Origin of the sequence: Micromonospora sp. CA-111912, from assembly GCF_050948415.1 — a bacterium.
Lineage (GTDB): Bacteria > Actinomycetota > Actinomycetes > Mycobacteriales > Micromonosporaceae > Micromonospora.
Map to the genome: position 1 here is coordinate 249,658 of NZ_CP192007.1, position 16,516 is coordinate 266,173.

General features: G+C 72.1%; 19 protein-coding genes and 3 tRNA genes. 11 read left to right on the top strand and 11 right to left on the bottom strand.

Going from position 1 to position 16,516, the window contains the following annotated elements; all coding sequences use genetic code 11:
- The first annotated feature begins 93 nt into the window (after positions 1 to 93).
- The 4 genes from purF to amcA all read left to right on the top strand — a co-directional run bounded on the left by purF (position 94) and on the right by amcA (position 4,289).
- Entirely contained in the window at positions 94 to 1,629 is a 1,536-nt protein-coding gene (purF, locus tag ACQPZO_RS01165; RefSeq protein WP_433346234.1) for an amidophosphoribosyltransferase, read from the top strand.
- A gap of 64 nt (positions 1,630 to 1,693) precedes the next feature.
- Complete coding sequence (gene purM, locus ACQPZO_RS01170; RefSeq protein WP_396671682.1) at positions 1,694 to 2,848, top strand: phosphoribosylformylglycinamidine cyclo-ligase; 1,155 nt, start codon at positions 1,694 to 1,696, stop codon at positions 2,846 to 2,848.
- Positions 2,849 to 2,977: 129 nt separating this feature from the next.
- Positions 2,978 to 4,084 (top strand): cyclophane-forming radical SAM peptide maturase AmcB, encoded by a 1,107-nt coding sequence (amcB, locus tag ACQPZO_RS01175; RefSeq protein WP_433350708.1) that lies wholly within the window; start codon positions 2,978 to 2,980, stop codon positions 4,082 to 4,084.
- Complete coding sequence (amcA, locus tag ACQPZO_RS01180) at positions 4,053 to 4,289, top strand: multiple cyclophane-containing RiPP AmcA (protein ID WP_433346236.1); 237 nt, start codon at positions 4,053 to 4,055, stop codon at positions 4,287 to 4,289. The genes amcB and amcA overlap by 32 nt, the downstream gene beginning before the upstream one ends.
- 151 nt (positions 4,290 to 4,440) lie before the next feature.
- Here the strand turns inward: amcA and ACQPZO_RS01185 are convergent, their stop codons facing one another.
- Together ACQPZO_RS01185 and ACQPZO_RS01190 are read right to left on the bottom strand one after the other, a co-directional pair.
- Positions 4,441 to 4,653, bottom strand: a complete 213-nt coding sequence (locus tag ACQPZO_RS01185; protein ID WP_387017165.1) for a DUF3073 domain-containing protein — start codon at positions 4,651 to 4,653, stop codon at positions 4,441 to 4,443.
- Positions 4,654 to 4,967: 314 nt separating this feature from the next.
- Complete coding sequence (locus tag ACQPZO_RS01190) at positions 4,968 to 6,050, bottom strand: Glu/Leu/Phe/Val family dehydrogenase (protein ID WP_433346239.1); 1,083 nt, start codon at positions 6,048 to 6,050, stop codon at positions 4,968 to 4,970.
- A 213-nt stretch (positions 6,051 to 6,263) separates the two neighbouring features.
- On the opposite strand from ACQPZO_RS01190, the gene ACQPZO_RS01195 reads away from it, so the two are divergent.
- Positions 6,264 to 7,103, top strand: coding sequence for a hypothetical protein (locus ACQPZO_RS01195; protein WP_433346241.1), 840 nt, complete (start codon positions 6,264 to 6,266; stop codon positions 7,101 to 7,103).
- Between the two features lie 284 nt (positions 7,104 to 7,387).
- Positions 7,388 to 7,597, top strand: a complete 210-nt coding sequence (locus ACQPZO_RS01200) for a BldC family transcriptional regulator (protein ID WP_007073996.1) — start codon at positions 7,388 to 7,390, stop codon at positions 7,595 to 7,597.
- Positions 7,598 to 7,679: 82 nt separating this feature from the next.
- Here ACQPZO_RS01200 and ACQPZO_RS01205 read toward each other — a convergent pair whose 3' ends face one another.
- Positions 7,680 to 8,060, bottom strand: coding sequence for a PPOX class F420-dependent oxidoreductase (locus ACQPZO_RS01205; protein ID WP_350880579.1), 381 nt, complete (start codon positions 8,058 to 8,060; stop codon positions 7,680 to 7,682).
- 53 nt (positions 8,061 to 8,113) lie between these two features.
- Here ACQPZO_RS01205 and ACQPZO_RS01210 point away from each other — a divergent pair, with 53 nt between their 5' ends.
- Positions 8,114 to 8,893: a class I SAM-dependent methyltransferase gene (locus ACQPZO_RS01210; RefSeq protein WP_433346243.1), complete on the top strand. Its 780-nt coding sequence runs from the start codon at positions 8,114 to 8,116 to the stop codon at positions 8,891 to 8,893.
- Positions 8,894 to 8,972: 79 nt separating this feature from the next.
- Here the strand turns inward: ACQPZO_RS01210 and ACQPZO_RS01215 are convergent, their stop codons facing one another.
- Entirely contained in the window at positions 8,973 to 9,260 is a 288-nt protein-coding gene (locus ACQPZO_RS01215; RefSeq protein ID WP_433346245.1) for a hypothetical protein, read from the bottom strand.
- Positions 9,261 to 9,424: 164 nt separating this feature from the next.
- Here ACQPZO_RS01215 and ACQPZO_RS01220 point away from each other — a divergent pair, with 164 nt between their 5' ends.
- On the top strand, positions 9,425 to 10,279 hold the full coding sequence (locus ACQPZO_RS01220; RefSeq protein WP_433346247.1) for a 3-hydroxyacyl-CoA dehydrogenase family protein: 855 nt from the start codon (positions 9,425 to 9,427) through the stop codon (positions 10,277 to 10,279).
- Entirely contained in the window at positions 10,276 to 11,019 is a 744-nt protein-coding gene (locus ACQPZO_RS01225) for an enoyl-CoA hydratase/isomerase family protein (protein WP_433346249.1), read from the top strand. Before ACQPZO_RS01220 ends, ACQPZO_RS01225 begins: the two co-directional genes overlap by 4 nt.
- Positions 11,020 to 11,101: 82 nt before the next feature.
- Here ACQPZO_RS01225 and ACQPZO_RS01230 read toward each other — a convergent pair whose 3' ends face one another.
- Positions 11,102 to 12,442 carry an ABC transporter substrate-binding protein gene (locus ACQPZO_RS01230; RefSeq protein WP_433346251.1) on the bottom strand — a complete coding sequence of 447 codons (1,341 nt, stop codon included), beginning with the start codon at positions 12,440 to 12,442 and terminating at the stop codon, positions 11,102 to 11,104.
- A gap of 169 nt (positions 12,443 to 12,611) precedes the next feature.
- On the opposite strand from ACQPZO_RS01230, the gene ACQPZO_RS01235 reads away from it, so the two are divergent.
- Positions 12,612 to 13,001: a hypothetical protein gene (locus ACQPZO_RS01235; RefSeq protein WP_396671672.1), complete on the top strand. Its 390-nt coding sequence runs from the start codon at positions 12,612 to 12,614 to the stop codon at positions 12,999 to 13,001.
- Between the two features lie 44 nt (positions 13,002 to 13,045).
- Here ACQPZO_RS01235 and ACQPZO_RS01240 read toward each other — a convergent pair whose 3' ends face one another.
- Positions 13,046 to 13,492, bottom strand: a complete 447-nt coding sequence (locus tag ACQPZO_RS01240; RefSeq protein WP_405114771.1) for a hypothetical protein — start codon at positions 13,490 to 13,492, stop codon at positions 13,046 to 13,048.
- A 123-nt stretch (positions 13,493 to 13,615) separates the two neighbouring features.
- On the opposite strand from ACQPZO_RS01240, the gene ACQPZO_RS01245 reads away from it, so the two are divergent.
- Complete coding sequence (locus ACQPZO_RS01245; RefSeq protein ID WP_433346253.1) at positions 13,616 to 14,317, top strand: DUF2786 domain-containing protein; 702 nt, start codon at positions 13,616 to 13,618, stop codon at positions 14,315 to 14,317.
- A gap of 20 nt (positions 14,318 to 14,337) precedes the next feature.
- Here ACQPZO_RS01245 and ACQPZO_RS01250 read toward each other — a convergent pair whose 3' ends face one another.
- From ACQPZO_RS01250 to ACQPZO_RS01270, 5 genes are all read right to left on the bottom strand, one after another.
- Complete coding sequence (locus tag ACQPZO_RS01250; RefSeq protein WP_433346255.1) at positions 14,338 to 14,847, bottom strand: SRPBCC family protein; 510 nt, start codon at positions 14,845 to 14,847, stop codon at positions 14,338 to 14,340.
- Positions 14,848 to 15,142: 295 nt separating this feature from the next.
- A tRNA-Phe gene (locus ACQPZO_RS01255) sits at positions 15,143 to 15,216 on the bottom strand.
- Between the two features lie 104 nt (positions 15,217 to 15,320).
- A tRNA-Asp gene (locus ACQPZO_RS01260) sits at positions 15,321 to 15,394 on the bottom strand.
- Positions 15,395 to 15,425: 31 nt separating this feature from the next.
- Positions 15,426 to 15,498 (bottom strand) — tRNA-Glu (locus ACQPZO_RS01265).
- Between the two features lie 154 nt (positions 15,499 to 15,652).
- Complete coding sequence (locus tag ACQPZO_RS01270) at positions 15,653 to 16,453, bottom strand: polysaccharide deacetylase family protein (RefSeq protein WP_433346257.1); 801 nt, start codon at positions 16,451 to 16,453, stop codon at positions 15,653 to 15,655.
- Between the last annotated feature and the right edge of the window lie 63 nt (positions 16,454 to 16,516).

Genomic DNA, 16,516 nt, shown 5'->3' on the forward strand with positions numbered 1-16,516 from the left:
CTGAGGCGACGACAGTGGTCCCGGCCGAGCAAGCGCGGATCCGCCCCCGAGATCCCGCCCGGCCAGTCCAGACCCAGCATGAGGGAGCGGTAAGTGCCCCGAGGCGACGGCCGGCTGAGCCACGACCTTGATCCCCAACGACCCGGCCCGCAGGACGCGTGTGGCGTCTTCGGCGTCTGGGCGCCCGGGGAGGCGGTCGCCAACCTGACCTACCTCGGGCTCTACGCCCTCCAGCACCGGGGCCAGGAGGCCGCCGGGATCGCCGTCAGCGACGGCTCGGGCGTGGTGGTCTACAAGGATCTCGGCCTGGTGGCCCAGGTCTTCGACGAGCCCACCCTGGCCAGCCTGCGCGGGCATCTGGCGATCGGGCACGCGCGCTACTCGACGACGGGCGGCTCGACCTGGGAGAACGCCCAGCCGACCATCCGGTCCACCAGTGCGGGCATCACGATCGCGCTGGCGCACAACGGCAACCTGGTCAACACCGCCGAGCTGCAGCGTGAGGTCGCCGAGCGGGGCATGGTCGCCGACGGCTCGACCAACGACACCTCGCTGGTGACCATGCTGCTGGCCAGCCGGCCGGACCTCTCGGTCGAGGCCGCCGCGCTGGAGGTGCTGCCCCAGCTGCGCGGCGCGTTCAGTTTCGTCTTCATGGACGAGTCGACGCTCTACGCGGCCCGCGACCCGCACGGCGTGCGCCCGCTGGTCCTCGGCCGGCTGGAGCGCGGCTGGGTGGTGGCCAGCGAGACGGCCGCCCTGGACATCGTCGGGGCGAGCGTGGTCCGCGAGGTGGAGCCGGGCGAGCTGATCGCGATCGACGAGGACGGCCTGCGGTCCAGCCGGTTCGCCGCGCCGGAGCCGAAGGGCTGCCTCTTCGAGTACGTCTACATCGCCCGGCCGGACGCCACCATCGCCGGGCGCAACGTGCACGCCGCCCGGGTGCAGATCGGCCGCCAGCTCGCCAAGGAGCACCCGGTCGAGGCCGACCTGGTCATCCCGGTGCCGGAGTCCGGTACCCCGGCGGCGATCGGCTACGCGGAGGAGTCCGGGATCACCTACGGCGCCGGCCTGATGAAGAACCCGTACGTGGGGCGCACCTTCATCCAGCCGTCGCAGACCCTGCGTCAGCTCGGCATCCGGCTCAAGCTCAACCCGCTGCGGGAGAACGTGCGGGGCAAGCGGCTGGTCGTCGTGGACGACTCGATCGTGCGCGGCAACACCCAGCGGGCCATTGTCCGGATGCTGCGCGAGGCGGGTGCTCTGGAGGTCCATGTCCGGATCTCCTCCCCGCCGGTCAACTGGCCGTGTTTCTACGGCATCGACTTCGCCACCCGGGCCGAGTTGCTCGCCAACGGGCTGGACAACGAGGGCATCCGGCGCTCCATCGGCGCCGACACGCTGGGCTACGTCTCGTTGTCGGGCCTGATCGCCGCGACCGAGCAGCCGAAGACCCGGCTCTGCCGGGCCTGTTTCGACGGGGAGTACCCGATCGAGCTGCCGGCCGGGAACCTGATCGGCAAGCACGTGCTCGAGGGAGTGGGACGCCGAGTCGCTGGTGCCCCGGACCCGGAGCACGCCGCCGCACCGCTCGTCGCCGCTCCGGGCGGCGCGACCGTACACCGCCCATAGCACCGCCCGACGCGGGCCCGCCGGTCAGCCCCGGTACCCCGCGAGAACCACAAAGGGGAGAACCGTGACGCACGTGTCCGAGCGCAGCGGCACAGGAAGCAGCCCGACCGGCGCCGGTGGCGACCGCCAGCCCTGGACGGCCGGCACCGGCCGCCCGGCGCGCAAACGCTCGGTCTCGTACGCGGACGCCGGCGTCTCGATCGAGGCGGGCGACCGCGCGGTCGAGCTGCTCAAGTCCAAGGTGAAGCAGACCCGTCGCCCGGAGGTCATGGGCGACCTCGGCGGCTTCGCCGGCCTGTTCCGGCTGGACACGAAGAAGTACAAGAACCCGATCCTGGCGTCCTCGACCGACGGCGTCGGCACCAAGCTGGTGATCGCCCAGCAGCTCGACATCCACGACACGATCGGCATCGACCTGGTCGCCATGGTCGTCGACGACCTGGTGGCCTGCGGTGCCGAGCCGCTGTTCCTGCTCGACTACATCGCCTGCGGCGAGGTCGTCCCGGACAAGGTGGCCGAGATCGGCGCCGGCATCGCCGACGGCTGCCGGTACGCCGGCTGCGCGTTGCTGGGCGGCGAGACCGCCGAGCACCCCGGCGTGCTGCGCCCGGACGAGTACGACGTCTCCGCCACCGGCGTCGGCGTGGTCGAGGAGAGCGAGATCCTCAGCCCGGACCGGGTCGAGATCGGCGACGTGGTCATCGCCATGCGCTCCTCGGGCCTGCACTCCAACGGGTACTCCCTGGTCCGGCACGTGCTGCTGGGGGCCGGCCGGATGCGGCTGGACGTGGTGATCGACGACTTCGGTCGGCAGCGCACCCTCGGCGAGGAACTGCTCACCCCGACCAAGATCTATGCCCAGGACTGCCTCAAGCTGATCGCCGAGGCCGAGGTGCGCTCGATCGCGCACGTCACCGGCGGCGGCATCCCGGGCAACCTGGTCCGGATTCTGCCCGAGCACGTCGATGCGGTGGTCAACCGCTCCACCTGGAAGCCGCAGCCGATCTTCGACCTGATCCAGTCCAAGGGCCGGATCGAGGACCATGAGATGGATGCGACCTTCAACATGGGCGTCGGCATGTTCGCGATCGTCTCCGCCGAGGACGCCGACCGGGCCCTGGCCACGCTGACCGGCCGGGGCGTCGACGCCTGGCAGGCTGGCGAGATCATCGAGGGCACCGGCAGGGTACAGATGGTCGGCCAGCACACCCGGGGCTGATCACGCAGCGCTGATCATCCGAGCACCTGATCGGGGGTTCACCCGAGTGGCCATTGCCGCCTAGCCTGAAGGACACCCTTCGGGCCAGGAAGGAGGGCGATGGTTGCTCGAAAACGGCAGGTGAGCGGGATGCGGGGACTCTCCCCGGTCCCGTCGTACGTCGTGATGCAGCCGACCACCCTCTGCAACCTGGACTGCGCGTACTGCTACCTGCCGTTCCGGGCGGCGGACCGGCGGATGCCGGTCGTGGTGGCCGAGGCGGTCGCCGCGTCGGTGAACCCGTGGGCGTCGGCCGGCCGGTTCTCGGTGGTGTGGCACGGCGGGGAGCCCCTCGCGACCGGGCGGGAGCACCTGGCCGCGCTGCTCGCCCCGTTCGGGCCGGAGGTCGAGCACCACGTACAGACCAACGCCACCCTGATCGACGACGCCTGGTGCGAGTTTCTCGCCGCGCACCGGGTGCGGGTCAGCGTGAGCGTGGACGGGCCGCGTGGGCGCAACGGCGACCGGGTCACCCGGGCAGGACGGCCGGCGTACGACCGGATCGTGCGCGGGATCGAGACGCTGCGCCGGCACGGGCTGTCGTTCTCGGCGCTGGCGGTGGTCAGCGACCCGACCCCGGGCCGGGCCGCCGAGCTGTACGACTACTTCCTCGGCCTCGGCTGCGAGGTGCTGGGGGTCAACATCGAGGAGACCGAGGGGGTCAACACCCGCGGCAACGCCCACGAGGCGGCGCCGGTGCGGGCGTTCTGGGCCGAGTTGGTGGCCGCCTGGCGTCGGGATCCCCGGATCCACCTGCGCGAGGTGGAGTGGTCGCTACGGTACGCGGCGGCGGTGCTCGACGGCAGCGCCGACGATCTGCTGCCCCGGCGGCTCGACCCGATCCCCACGGTCGGCCACGACGGGTCGGTGACCGTGCTCTCCCCGGAGCTGGCCGGCTTCACCGACCCCAGGTACGGCGACTTCAGCAGTGGCAACGTGTTGATCACTCCGCTGGCCGAGATCCTGGCCGGGGCGGAGCGGAGGACCCCCTGGGTGGGTGAGTTCCTGGCCGGCGTGGAGGCGTGCCGGGCGTCCTGCCCGTACTTCGGCTTCTGCGGGGGTGGGCACGCCGCCAACCGTTACTTCGAGCTGGGGCGTTTCGACGGTACGGAGACCGAGCACTGCCGCAACAGCAAGATCCGCCTACTGGAGGGAGTGTTGGACCATGCCCGAGACCATCGGAGACCGGCAGGCTGAACGTGTCGGGGAAGACACCGGGCAACCGGTCGTCGACCGGGTGCGGGACACCGCCGCCGGGCTGGCCGACCTGCTCCAGGAGGCGGAGGACGCCCGCCGGCTGCGTTCGGAGGCGGCGGGGGACGAGGGTGCCGGGGCGGTCTGCGCCTGGAACCACTTCGAGAACATCCCGACGTTCTACAACTGGAACAACCGGCCCCGGTGAGGGGCGGGTGGGTCCGAGATCAAGGACCTGCCGCGGCGACCGGATCGGCTCCGGCACGGCAGGCCCCTGATCATCGGGTGGGTATGCCGCCTCCCGATGGGCACATGCGTGAGCACGCGGGGCTTGCCGCGTGCTCAGATGTTCCCGGAGGTCAGCGGGTGGGACGGACCCAGGGGTCCGGGTCTTCGTCCGGGTGATCGTCGTCGTCGACGACTTCTTTGTAGTCGTCGTCGACGACGACGTGGTCCGACTTACCAGCACCCGCCAGTTCGCGCTGCAAGGCGGTGAGGTCGGTGTTCGGGGAGTGGTACTTCAACTCCCGGGCCACCTTCGTCTGCTTGGCCTTAGCACGGCCGCGCCCCATGGCTCGACCCCCTCGCACAGAATGCGGGGCAGCCCAAAGGCGGGCCCCGATGACGTTAGGCATCTCTCGTGGCTCTTACGGTACATGGGGATGCCGCTGTTCGGCACCTCGGGTTACCGTCTGCCGGCCCTGCGCGTCGCAGTGACCCGGCTGTCACCAAGTGTACCGGGGTAAGGGCTGAATGCCGAACCGCCCGTGACACCGGACAGATGGGCGGCAATCACCCCGATTTCCAGTTTAACGCCGCCGCCCGTCCCGCTCCACCGGAGGAGCCCGACCCGGGCGCCTTATCCGTACCGGGCCGGGCGTGGCGCTCAGCGCAGGTGGATGGTGCGCAGCCGGCCGACCTCCGCAATCCGGCGCTCGGCGAGCCGGTCCGCCGCCACCGCCGGGGGGACGCCCTCCTCGTCGGCCAGCCGCAGGATCTGGCGGGTGGTGTCGTAGATCTTCGTGGCCCGCAGCTTGGCCCGCTCGAAGTTGAAGCCCTCGATCTCGTCCGCGACCTGGATCACACCGCCGGCGTTCACCACGTAGTCGGGGGCGTAGAGGACGCCCCGGTCGGCGAGCAGCTTCTCGATTCCCGGGTGGGCGAGCTGGTTGTTGGCCGCCCCGGCGACCACCTTCGCCCGCAGCGCCGGCACGGTCTCGTCGTCCAGAGCGCCGCCCAGCGCGCAGGGGGCGTACACGTCGATGTCGGCGGCGACCAGCGCGGCGGCGTCCTCGACCAGCTCGACCTGCGGGTGGTTGGCGTGGACCCACTCGCGCGCCCGCGGGTCGACGTCGGTCGCCACCACCTCGGCGTGGTCGTCGAGCAGGTGCCGGGTCAGGTGCTTGCCGACCTTGCCCAGCCCCGCCACGCCGACCCGCCGGCCGTTCAGGGTGGGGGTGCCCCAGACGTGCTCGGCGGCGGCCCGCATGCCCTGGAAGACGCCCCACGCGGTGAGCACCGACGAGTCGCCCGCGCCGCCGTGCTCCACGCTGCGTCCGGTGACGTAGCGGGTCTCCCGGGCGATCACGTCCATGTCGGCGACGTAGGTGCCGACGTCGCACGCGGTGTAGTAACGACCGTTCAGCGACTCGACGAAGCGGCCGTACGCGCGCAGCAGCGCCTCGCCCTTGAGCTGCGCCGGGTCGCCCCAGATCACCGCCTTGCCGCCGCCCAGGTCCAGCCCGGCCAGGGCGTTCTTGTACGCCATGCCGCGGGACAGGTCGAGCACGTCGGCCAGCGCCGCCTCCTCGCTGGCGTACGGGTAGAACCGGGTGCCGCCGAGCGCGGGCCCCAGCGCGGTGGAGTAGATCCCGATGATCGCCCGGAGTCCGGTCTGCGTGTCCTGACAGAACACGACCTGTTCGTGGCCGGTGGATGACGGGCCGTCGGTGCTGGCGAATACGCCCATGGCTGGCTCCTGTGTCGGTGTGCGTCCTTTTGGGACGCGGACCTGTGGCACGCCGGCGGGATGGTGCCGGTGGGTCGAGCCTAATGTCGGCCGAAGCCGTACTGTCGTCTCAGCATGTCCGACGTCCGGGCGTCCGGCAGGTGAGCAGGGACGCCGGGCGTGCGACCGGGGCGCTGGCCGCGTCTGGATTCCGTCTCGTGGGAGGATCGCGCAGTGCCGTCGCTCTTCGCTTCGTACCTGCGGGTGTACGAGCCGCTGACCGCCTTCGACCGGGACCGTCAGTCGTACTGGCGGCGCTACGCGTCCGATGGGCGGGCGGTGGCCCCGTCGGAGGGGCCGGGGCGGCAACGTACGGCGGTCATCGAGGCGCTGGGCGCGGGCTGGACCCGGCTGCCCGACCCGCCCGAGGAGGCGTACGTCCTGGAGGCCGACGACAGCCTGCTGGTCTGCCCGTGGAACCTGCGGATCCGGGTGGCCGAGGCGGCGCTGAGCGCTCGGGACGGCGTGCCGTCGGTGCTGGCCGACGCGTTCGTGCCGCCGGTCCTCGCCGATCAGGCCAAGGCGGTGGTGGAGGACTGGCGTAGCGGGGCCCGGGTGCTGGAACACGGCGTCCCCCGGGTGCACGAGCAGATCGCCACGTGGGGCGTGCCGCTGCGCTGGTTCGTCCTGTTCGATTTCGAGGAGCGGGACCTGGTTACCCATCCGGGGCGACGCGCGCTGCGCTACCGGACGGAGATCGCCAAGGCCCGGCGCCGATCGTCCCGGGCGCTGTCGGTGTTGCGTAAGACCGTCGGCGAGGCGCCGATCACCGAGGCGGTCGAGGAGGCCGCCCGGTGGCTGGAGGAGTTCCACCCGCGCTCGGTGGTGGAGTTGGACTACGGCGGCCTCGTCCAGTTGCTCTCCGACGAGACCCTCGACGCGGACGACTCTCCGACGCTCGTCGCCACCGGGCTCGCCGGGCTCTCCAAGGGGGAGGCCGAGGAGGCGTCCACGGCCTACGACACGCTGGTCGCTCGCTGGCGGGCGGTCCAGCTCCTGGAGCGCTGCAACTAGCCCCCACCTGGGCGAAGACCGCCCAGGAGGCGGCAAAACGCCCCCGGGAGCGCTCCCAAATCGAGGTATGCTCGTAGTTGGAGCATCACGACCAGTGATTATGAGTCCGAATAAGGTGGTTCCTGCCGTGTATTAGTCGTATAAATCGGGCATGGTTCATCCGTCCGTCTAGGGACCTTCGGCCGTTCGGCCCATGTCGGACATCGGGGACTAGCCGGACCATGGGAGACGCGTCGGCCGGCGGGACCCCGGCCGATGTCTATACCTGTGGAGGAGTGACCGATATGGCATCGCGAACGCACGAACCGGAGCCGCTGCTCACACCGGCCGAGGTGGCGTCGATGTTCCGTGTCGACCCGAAGACGGTGACCCGGTGGGCGAAGGCTGGCAAGCTCAGCGCCATCCGGACCCTCGGGGGGCACCGCCGTTACCGCGAGTCGGAGGTTCGGGCTCTGCTGCAGGGGCAGATCCCCCAGCAGCGCCAGGGAGACTGACCGCCGGGAATTCTACAGACGTACGAAGCAGGGGCGGCGGACAACGGTCCGCCGCCCCTGCTTCGTGTCCAGCCCGGGGCGGTCACTCCGACAGGCTGATCCGGATGCCCACCGTCCCCCGCTCGCCCCGCCGCAGCCGGCTGCCCAGCAGGCTGAGCCGCCCCACCAGCCGGTACTTCTGCTTCAGCAGTTCGCGGATCCGGCGGGTGTCCGCCGGGCCGCAGATGGTCGCGTGACCGGGCACCGCCTCGCCGTGCGGCCGGCCCCGCAGGTCGCACGGCGCCACCGTCACCTCGCCACTGCGTCGGATCCGCTTCACCTTGCCCGAGTCGGCGACGGTCCAGGCGGCCAGCGCGTCACCGTCGCGGGCGGCCCACACGGGGGTGGGCACCGCCCGCCCGTCCCTGCGGAACGTGGTCAACAGGACGTACTTCTCCGCAGCTAGGCGGTCCAAGGTGGTCACGGCGCAAGGATACGACCGCGCGACCCGCCGCCCATGGGGTTAGCGTGAACCACGTGACCGGGGAACCCAGGATCGGCGACGTATTCGGCGAGCTGCTGCGGGACGCGCTCGCCGTGCAGACCGGGATCGGCCCCCGGCCGATGGCCGGCGGGCGGCTGCCCCGGCCCGTCATCGAGATCATCGAGCGGGACGACGGCCTGATCAACGGCGCCCCCGCCGCCCACTACCTGGCCGGCCCCGCCGAGTGGCAGCCGTACGACCACCGGGCGGTGGACCGGGTCCGGGGCGAGACGCTGGACATCGGCGTCGGCGCCGGCCGGATCGCGCTGCTGCTCCAGGAGCGCGGAGTGCCGGTGACCGGGCTGGACACCTCCCTCGGCGCGTTGAAGGTGTGTCGTCGGCGTGGGGTGCGGGACCTGGTGCACGGCACGATCGACGAGCACGTCGCCGACGGCCGGCGGTACGACACCTTCCTGCTGCTCGGCAACAACCTCGGGCTGATCGAGGGGCGGGACCGGGCGTCGGCCTTCCTCGCCGCGCTCGCCGCACTGGCCAGGCCCGGCGCGCAGGTCATCGCGCACGGCACCGACCCGTACGGCACCACCGACCCGGTGCACACCGGCTACCACGAGCTGAACCGGCACCGGGGACGGCTCGGCGGGCAGCTGCGACTGCGGCTGCGGTACCGGGAACTGGGCACCGAGTGGTTCGACTACCTGGTCTGCTCGGTTGCCGAGCTGGCCGAGCTGGTCCGCGGCACCCCGTGGCGACTGACCGACGTGGACGACCGGGACGCCCCGTACTACCTGGCGACCCTGAGGCTGACCGGCTGACCGGTCCGCGGTCGGCTCCGGTACGCGGAAGGGGCCCTTGCCGGGCGGGAAGCCTCGGCAGGGACCCCTTCAGCGCGACTCAGACCCGGACGGTCGGGGGGAGCGGCTCCGGCGGGAGGCCACCGTCGCCGTCGACCACCTCGTCGGGAGTCCCGTCCTCGTCGATGTCGACCATGGTGATGTCCACCTTGCCGTCGCCGTCGGTGTCGAACTGGAACAGGTCGGCCCGACCGTCGCCGTCGGTGTCGACGACCCAGACGTCGGTCTTGCCGTCGTTGTTGGTGTCCGCGCGGAGCAGGTCGACCCGCTCGTCCCCGCGGGTCTCCACCGTCGCCGGGTTCTCCACACTCTCCGGTGCCTGGCTCATGTTCCGGTTCCTTCCCTCGGTTGACGGCGCAGTACCCGGTTCGGCGTGCCCCCACGCATGCCGCCGGTGCCCGTGCTGCATAGGGTCGCACCCATGAGCCAGCGGAGCGGGCGGCCCGGCGCGGCGGAGACCCCGCATGCCGCCGTGCGCAGCGAGGAGACGTCATGAATCGTTTTGTCGTCGTCGGGGCCGGCACGATGGGCCTGGGCATCGCCTACGTGGCGGCCGGCGCGGGATACCACGTCGAACTGGTCGAGGTCGACCCCGACCGGGCGACCGCCGCCGAGGCGCGGCTCGGTGAGCTGTGGGACCGGGCCGTCCGGCGGGGGAAGCTCGCCGCGGACGAGGCGGCGGCACACCGGGGGCGGTTGACGCTGGTCGCCGCCCTCGGTGCCGTCGCGCCCGAGCCCGACGTGGTCGTGGAGGCCGTACCGGAGCGGCTGGAGCTCAAGCGCGCCGTCCTGCGGGCCGCCGCCGCGCTGCGCCCCGCGCTGCTCGGCAGCAACACCTCCAGCATCTCCATCGGTGAGCTGGCCACCGGGCTGGACCGACCGGAGCGCTTCGTCGGGCTGCACTTCTTCAACCCCGTCTGGGCCATGGCGCTGCTGGAGGTCGTGGTCGGGCCGGACACCGCCGAGGAGACCACCGCGGCGGCCGTCGCGCTCGCCGGCCGGCTGGGCAAGGACCCCGTCGTCGTACGCGACCTGCCCGGCTTCGCCACCTCCCGGCTCGGGGTGGCCCTCGGGCTGGAGGCGATCCGGATGGTCGCCGACGGGGTGGCCGACCCGGCCGACATCGACAAGGCGATGGTGCTCGGCTACCGGCACCCGGTGGGCCCGCTGGAGCTGACCGACATGGTCGGGCTGGATGTCCGGCTGGACATCGCCCGCACCCTCCAGGCCGCCTACGGGGACCGGTACGCGCCGCCGCCGTTGCTGGAGCGGATGGTCGCCGACGGCAGGCTGGGCAGGAAGTCCGGGCAGGGCTTCTACCGCTGGGAAGGAGGCGAGAAGCGGTGAGCGGGCTGCGGATCGACGAGCGGCCGGACCGGCTGGTGGTGACGCTGGACCGGCCGGAGAAGCGCAACGCGATCGACGCCGACCTGATCGGTGAGCTGCACGACGTCTGCGCCGAGTTGGAGACGCGGCCCCGCCTGCTGCTGCTCACCGGCGGCGCGGAGGGGATCTTCGCGGGCGGGGCGGACATCGCCCAGCTCCGCGAGCGGGGCCGGCTGGACGCGCTCGCCGCGATCAATTCCGCCGCCTTCGCCCGGATCCGGGCGTTGCCGATGCCCACCGTCGCCGCCGTCGACGGCCCGGCGCTGGGCGGTGGCGCGGAGCTGGCGTACGCGTGCGACCTGCGGGTGTGCACGGCGCGCGCCGTCTTCGGTCAGCCGGAGGTGCGGCTGGGCATCCTGGCCGGCGCGGGCGCGACCCACCGGCTCCCGGCGCTGGTCGGCGAGGCCCGGGCCAAGGAGCTGCTGTTCACCGGCCGCCGGGTGGATGCCGTGGAGGCGCTGCGGATCGGGCTGGTCAACCGGGTGGTGGACGAGCCCACCGAGCTGCTGCCCGCCGCGCACGGGCTGCTCGACGAGATCGCCAAGGGCTCCTCCCTGGCGCTGCGGCTGACCAAGCTGGCCGTGGACGCACCGCCGGCCGCCCACCCGCACCTCGACCTGGTCAGCCAGGCGGTGCTCTTCGAGGACGAGGAGAAGCGGCGGCGGATGACCGAGTTCCTGGAGCGCCGCCGGCCCCGCTGACGCCGTGTCGCAGCCGCGCCCGGTGCGCCGGACGCGCGACGGCCGCCCCCGCGAGTCTGCCGGGGCGGCCGTCGCGCGTCGGTCAGTGCTGGATCTGCACCCCGGAATCGGCGAGCGCCCGGATCACCTGCGCGGACTCGGCGAAGCCGATGACCAGCACGGCATCCGCGCCGTACTTCTTGATCTCCCCGGCGCCGGCGGTGAAGTCCAGCGGCGGCGCCTTCGCGTTGGCCGGCGGATCGTACGTCAACAGCTTCACCCGGTCGCTGCCGATGCCGGCCCGCTCAAGCTCGGCGCGGACGTTCTCCTGGAGGCCCTCGCCGTAGGAGTCCTTCCGGGCGACCAGCACGATCTTGTGTGGCCCGTCCCGCAGTATCACGTCCGCCAGCGCCCGCCCCTGGAGGCTGTCCGGCGGTGCGGTGCGGAAGTAGAGGCCCTTGTCCTCCACCGAGGTCAGCCCCGCGTCCGTGTTGGAGGGTGCGAACAGCACCCGGCCGGCGGCGACCACGTCCGGCAGGATGGCGCGGGAGATGCCCGAGGCGCCGGCGCCGATGATGACGTGCGCGCCGTCCCGGACGTGCTTGGCCACGACGGCCTTGGCGACGTCCGGGTTGGTGCCGTCGTCGCCGTCGAGCCAGACCACCGGCTCGCCGAGCACCCCGCCTGCGGCGTTGACCTCCTTGACCGCCAGGGCGGCCCCGGCGGCCAGCGGCGGGTAGGCCAGGGCCAGGTCGCCGGTGCGCGGTAGCAGGCCGCCCAGGACCAGTGGCGCCGAGGGGACCTTCCCGCCGCGCTGCCTGTACGGCCGGGGCGGGTTCTTGGTGCTCGCGGCCGACTCGTCACCGGCGCCGACGAACTCGGTCTTGCCGTCGTCGATCTTGCGGTCCCCAAAGGTGAGGGTGGCGTAGCTGGCCGTGGCCGGCTCCCCGGCGTCGGTGAACCCGGCCCGGTTGAGCGACACTCCCCGGTACTCGATGTCCTGGCCGGCACGGGCCAGCTTCAGGCAGTCCACCGCCTTCTCGCACCGCTGACCGTTGTTGGTGACGCCGACGATCTGCCTGGCGATCTCCGTCGGTTCGGTGCTGCCGGCAAGCTGCGTGGCCAGCGCGGTGATGACCACCGCGTCGTACGCCTCGGCCGCGTAGAGGTAGTCGTCGAGCTTCGGGGAGACAGACCGGAGTCGGCTCTTGAAGGCTTCCGACAGCGGCGTGAGAGGGGTCGTGCCCTTCATGCCGTCGATCAGATCGGCGCGCTCCTTCAGCTCCGCGGCGTACCCATTGATCATGTTGCCGTCGATGCCGTAGAGGCGGACCTGTGTGGTGGTGGTCTCCTCTGACTTGCCGGTGCCGCAGGCGGCACCGGCAAGGAGCAACGCCCCGCAGGCCACCAGGGCGGCGGCGCGCGAGCCGTGTGATACGAACATGGTCGTCCTTCCTCCGGCGAAGGTCCGCTGCGCACATTAGCGTGCCGAGCTGGGCTGCGGGGACGTGGAGCCCGGTCAATTGCCTGCTAGCCGCGCAGGCGCACGCAGGGTCACCGGGTCGACGCTCTCGGGTGGTCACGGGTTGACCACCCGTCGTACAGTGCGCCGAGTGACGGACGTACCGCAGCAGACGCTGGACGACGCGACCGCCGTGCTCCACTCGGCCCTGGCCGGAGACGGCGACGCGGTGGTGGGTGCCTTCGACGAGGTGGTCGACCGGGCCGGCCTCGCCGGGGCGTACGGGGTGGCCTGGTGCCTGGCGGCCACGATGGTCGGGGACGTGCCCGCTCCCGGCGGCGCGGCGCTGGACTTTCCCGGCATCGACGAGGCCGGCTACGACACCCGCTGGGTGGCCCGCTTCGTCAGCGCGTACGCCAACGCCGACGCCGACACCGGGGAGGCGCTCTTCGGCGCGGCGGTCGCCGACGGCCTGCTGCCGGACTGCCTGCTCACCCTCGCCGGCTCGACGGTGGCCACCCTGCGCAGCCGGGCCGCCTGACGCCCCGGTGCCGGCCGAGGTGGCCGGGCACCGGGGCGCCGCGCTCAGAACGCGTGGTACGCGACCAGCGGCTCGTACTCGTAGCGCAGGTTCGAGAAGCGGACCCGGAAGTTCACCCCGTCCCGGACGTTGGTGGCCACCGTGATCCACCCGGACTTCGCCGGAAGGTAGGTCCAGTAGTTGCAGCTGTTGGTCTTGTCGACGAAGACCACGCAGGCCTGGGTGCCGAAGCTGCTCGCGTTGCGGACGTTGACGTCCGCACAGCGGCTGGTGGCCCGGTAGGTGCCGGCCTCCCCGCCCCAGCTCCCGGTCTGGAAGTACGAGCGCACCGCGCCGCCGTAGCAGGTGGCGTCGGTGCCGGCGAGGTTCACCGCGGGTGTTCCCGCGCCGGGACTCGCGGGAGCGGGGGCCGCCTGGGCGGGGGCCGCGAGGGCGAGCAGCGACACCGCTGCCGTCGTCGTGGCCAGTAGGCGGACGACCGGTGATGACATGGGCGCCTCCAAGCGTTGACTGACCGTCCGTACCGGACGGCTGACCAAGGGCAACGATGATACGGGTCGATAGGTCTCACCGCTGGCCCGGCAGCGTCCGGGTGGTGTGATAGCTCTGGTGGCATGTCGGAGGTCATGCTCGTCAAGGTGCGCAAGCTGCTGGCGAAGGCCGAGGACCCGGCCTGTACGCCGGAGGAGTCGGCCGCGTTCACCGCCAAGGCAACCGAGCTGATCGCCCGCTACGGCGTGGACCGGGCCCTGCTGGCGGCCCGCGACCCGGCCACCGACCCGGTGGGCGACCGGGTGGTCGAGGTCGTCGCCCCGTACGCCCGGGACAAGGCCGGCCTGCTCGCCGCCGTCGCCGCCCCGCTGCGCTGCCGCTGCGTCCGTCGCCGGCACGGCAGCGGCTTCGCGATGCACCTGTTCGGCTTCGCCAGCGACCTGGAGCGGGTCGACCTGCTCTTCACCTCGCTGCTGGTGCAGGCGGCGCACGGGCTGGCCGGGGCGGTCGTCCCGACGGGGGAGCACCCGGCCGCGTTCCGGCGATCCTGGCTCGCCGGCTTCGCCCAGGTGGTCGGCACACGGCTGGTCGAGGCGGAGGCCGGGGCGGTCGCCGACTCCGGCGGGCCCTCGGTCGCGCTCGTGCTGGCCGACCGCTCAGAGCGGGTCCAGCGCCGGGTGGCCGAGGCCTACCCCCGGCTGCGTACCGCCGCCCCGCGCCGGCTCGCCGGCACCGGTTTCGGCTCGGGCGCCGCGGCCGGCCGCAGCGCCGATCTGGGCGGCCAGCGCCTGTCCACCACCCGAACCCGGCAACTCCCCCACTGACCCTGTGGTCCCCTGTCGGGTCAGGGTTGGGTGACTGAGGCCAGGTAACGGGAGAGCAGTTCGTGCCAACCCGCGGTGAGCGCCTGCCGGTATCCCTCGGCGGCCTCGCCGTGCCGGTCGAAGTGCCGGTGCTCGACCTCCACCCGGGTCTGCTCCGGCCCCTCCGGCAGGAACAGCACCTCCACCTCGCTGGCCTGCGCCGGGTCGGGGGCCGGCACCCGGTCCGGGCCGATCTGCCAGCTGAACACCAGCCGCCGGGGCGGGTCCCAGGTGAGCACGCGGCCCCAGTCGCTCCGGAAGCCGTACGGGCCGATCTCGTAGAGCATGCCTCCGGCGCGTGGCTCGATGCCCAGCTCCGCCAGTGCCGCCGGGCCGGACCAGGTGTACTCCCGGACCCACCAGTCGGTCAGCGCACCGGTGAACACGGCGAAGGCCCGCTCGGCGGAGGCAGGGATGAGGAGACTGCTGCGCAGCGAGTACCGCGCGACATCCTGTCGGACGTCTGCCGGTTCGGCCATCTCCTGTCCCATAGGCCCGGACCATACCGGCTGATGCCCCAGCGTGCAGCTTCGTGCTTGCCCTGAATCGGACACGGCGCGTCCGGATTGCGGACAGTCCCGATCCACCTGCGGACGCGACAAGTGGTGAACGTGGGCACGAGACGGGCAAAACGGGCGTCCGCAGCCGGATGCCGGATGATTGGGCGGCGCGAGCAGTTGGAAGCGAGCCGGCGACCACCGAGTTGCCGCGCCGGGGGTGCCAACAGCAAGATCCCCACCAGCGTTTCCGCTGGTGGGGATCTCTGTAGCCCGGCGAAAGGCTATGTGGCCAGGGGCGGGGTCGAACCGCCGACCTTCCGATTTTCAGTCGGACGCTCGTACCAACTGAGCTACCTGGCCGTGCCGCTCGGCTCATGGTACCCAAAAGGCGGGATCACCGCCGGCAGGGAACCTGCTCCGATACGCAGAACGCCGCGCATGGTACGCGCGGCGATCAGCGCTTGCGGTCCTGACGGGACTTGAACCCGCGACCTCCGCCTTGACAGGGCGGCGAGCACTCCAACTGCTCCACAGGACCTGGCTGGTGTTGCTCCGGCTTGCGCCGGTCGTGCCCCCAACGGGATTCGAACCCGTGCTACCGCCTTGAAAGGGCGACGTCCTGGGCCGCTAGACGATGAGGGCGGCCCCGCCATCATTGCACACTCGCAACTTCAAGCGGACTTGCTCCCATCCGGCCCCGCCGGAGGCTTCGAAAGCATACGTGACGGGCGGCCCGCGAAACAAATCGGTATGGCCGAGGGCGCGCTCGCCCGCAAAACCGCAGGTCAGTCCCGGTTCAGCCGAGTCGGACCAGCCCGTAGCGCCGCTTCAGGTCGCCGATGAGGTGAGCGCAGGCGGAGAGCGTGGCGGCCCGGTTCCCGCCACCGTCGTGCATCAGCACGATCGCGCCGGGCCGGACGGCACCGGTCACCCGACGGGTGATCGTCGCGGCGGAGGGCTTGGCCCAGTCCTGCGGATCGACGCTCCAGTGCAACGGCCGCATGCCGAGCTGCCGTCCCATCGCCACGACCTCCGGAGTCCACTTCCCGCCCGGCTGGCGGTAGAACGGCACCTTGGCGCCCGGCACCGCCGCCTGGATGGCACGGTTGGTGCGTACCAGGTCGGCCCGGATCTCGGCGACCGGCCGCCGGCCGAGGTCCAGGTCGTGCCGCCAACTGTGGTTGCACAGTTGGTGGCCCTCCCGGGCGATCCGCGCGACCAGCTCGGGGTACGCCCGGGCCCGGGTGCCGATCACGCAGAAGGTGGCCTTCGCCCCGGCTCGGCGTAACTGGTCGAGGATCTTCGGCGTCCAGACCGGATCGGGCCCGTCGTCGAACGTCAACGCGACCGCCCGCCCACCGCTGGTCCGGCGCAGCCCGGGCGGGAGCGTGGTGGGCTGCGGGCGCAGCCGCGGCGGGACGGTCCGGGTCGGCTTGGCCGAGGTGCTCGGCTTCGGCTGCGGTGTCTGTCTCGGCGTTGTCGAGGCCGCCGATGAGGGGGCGGCGGCCTCCGGGGAGCGGCCGGTCGTCCGCTCGCCGCAGCCGGCGAGGAACAGGATCAGGCTGATGCCGAACGCCAGGGCGGCGCGCTCACTCATCGTCACTCCGAGGGGCCGGGTACGTGGGCCACCCGACGCTAGTGGACGAGACGTGAAAACGGC

Excerpts from the sequence above, each read along its gene's own strand:
- ACQPZO_RS01200 (WP_007073996.1), top strand. The coding sequence starts at position 7,388 with ATGGCATCGCGAACGCACGAACCGGAGCCGCTGCTCACACCGGCCGAG.
- ACQPZO_RS01240 (WP_405114771.1), bottom strand. The coding sequence starts at position 13,492 with ATGTCATCACCGGTCGTCCGCCTACTGGCCACGACGACGGCAGCGGTG.
- ACQPZO_RS01230 (WP_433346251.1), bottom strand. The coding sequence starts at position 12,442 with ATGTTCGTATCACACGGCTCGCGCGCCGCCGCCCTGGTGGCCTGCGGG.
- amcA (WP_433346236.1), top strand. The coding sequence starts at position 4,053 with ATGCCCGAGACCATCGGAGACCGGCAGGCTGAACGTGTCGGGGAAGAC.
- ACQPZO_RS01220 (WP_433346247.1), top strand. The coding sequence starts at position 9,425 with ATGAATCGTTTTGTCGTCGTCGGGGCCGGCACGATGGGCCTGGGCATC.
- ACQPZO_RS01185 (WP_387017165.1), bottom strand. The coding sequence starts at position 4,653 with ATGGGGCGCGGCCGTGCTAAGGCCAAGCAGACGAAGGTGGCCCGGGAG.
- ACQPZO_RS01250 (WP_433346255.1), bottom strand. The coding sequence starts at position 14,847 with ATGGGACAGGAGATGGCCGAACCGGCAGACGTCCGACAGGATGTCGCG.
- ACQPZO_RS01270 (WP_433346257.1), bottom strand. The coding sequence starts at position 16,453 with ATGAGTGAGCGCGCCGCCCTGGCGTTCGGCATCAGCCTGATCCTGTTC.
- ACQPZO_RS01215 (WP_433346245.1), bottom strand. The coding sequence starts at position 9,260 with ATGAGCCAGGCACCGGAGAGTGTGGAGAACCCGGCGACGGTGGAGACC.
- ACQPZO_RS01245 (WP_433346253.1), top strand. The coding sequence starts at position 13,616 with ATGTCGGAGGTCATGCTCGTCAAGGTGCGCAAGCTGCTGGCGAAGGCC.
- amcB (WP_433350708.1), top strand. The coding sequence starts at position 2,978 with ATGCGGGGACTCTCCCCGGTCCCGTCGTACGTCGTGATGCAGCCGACC.
- ACQPZO_RS01190 (WP_433346239.1), bottom strand. The coding sequence starts at position 6,050 with ATGGGCGTATTCGCCAGCACCGACGGCCCGTCATCCACCGGCCACGAA.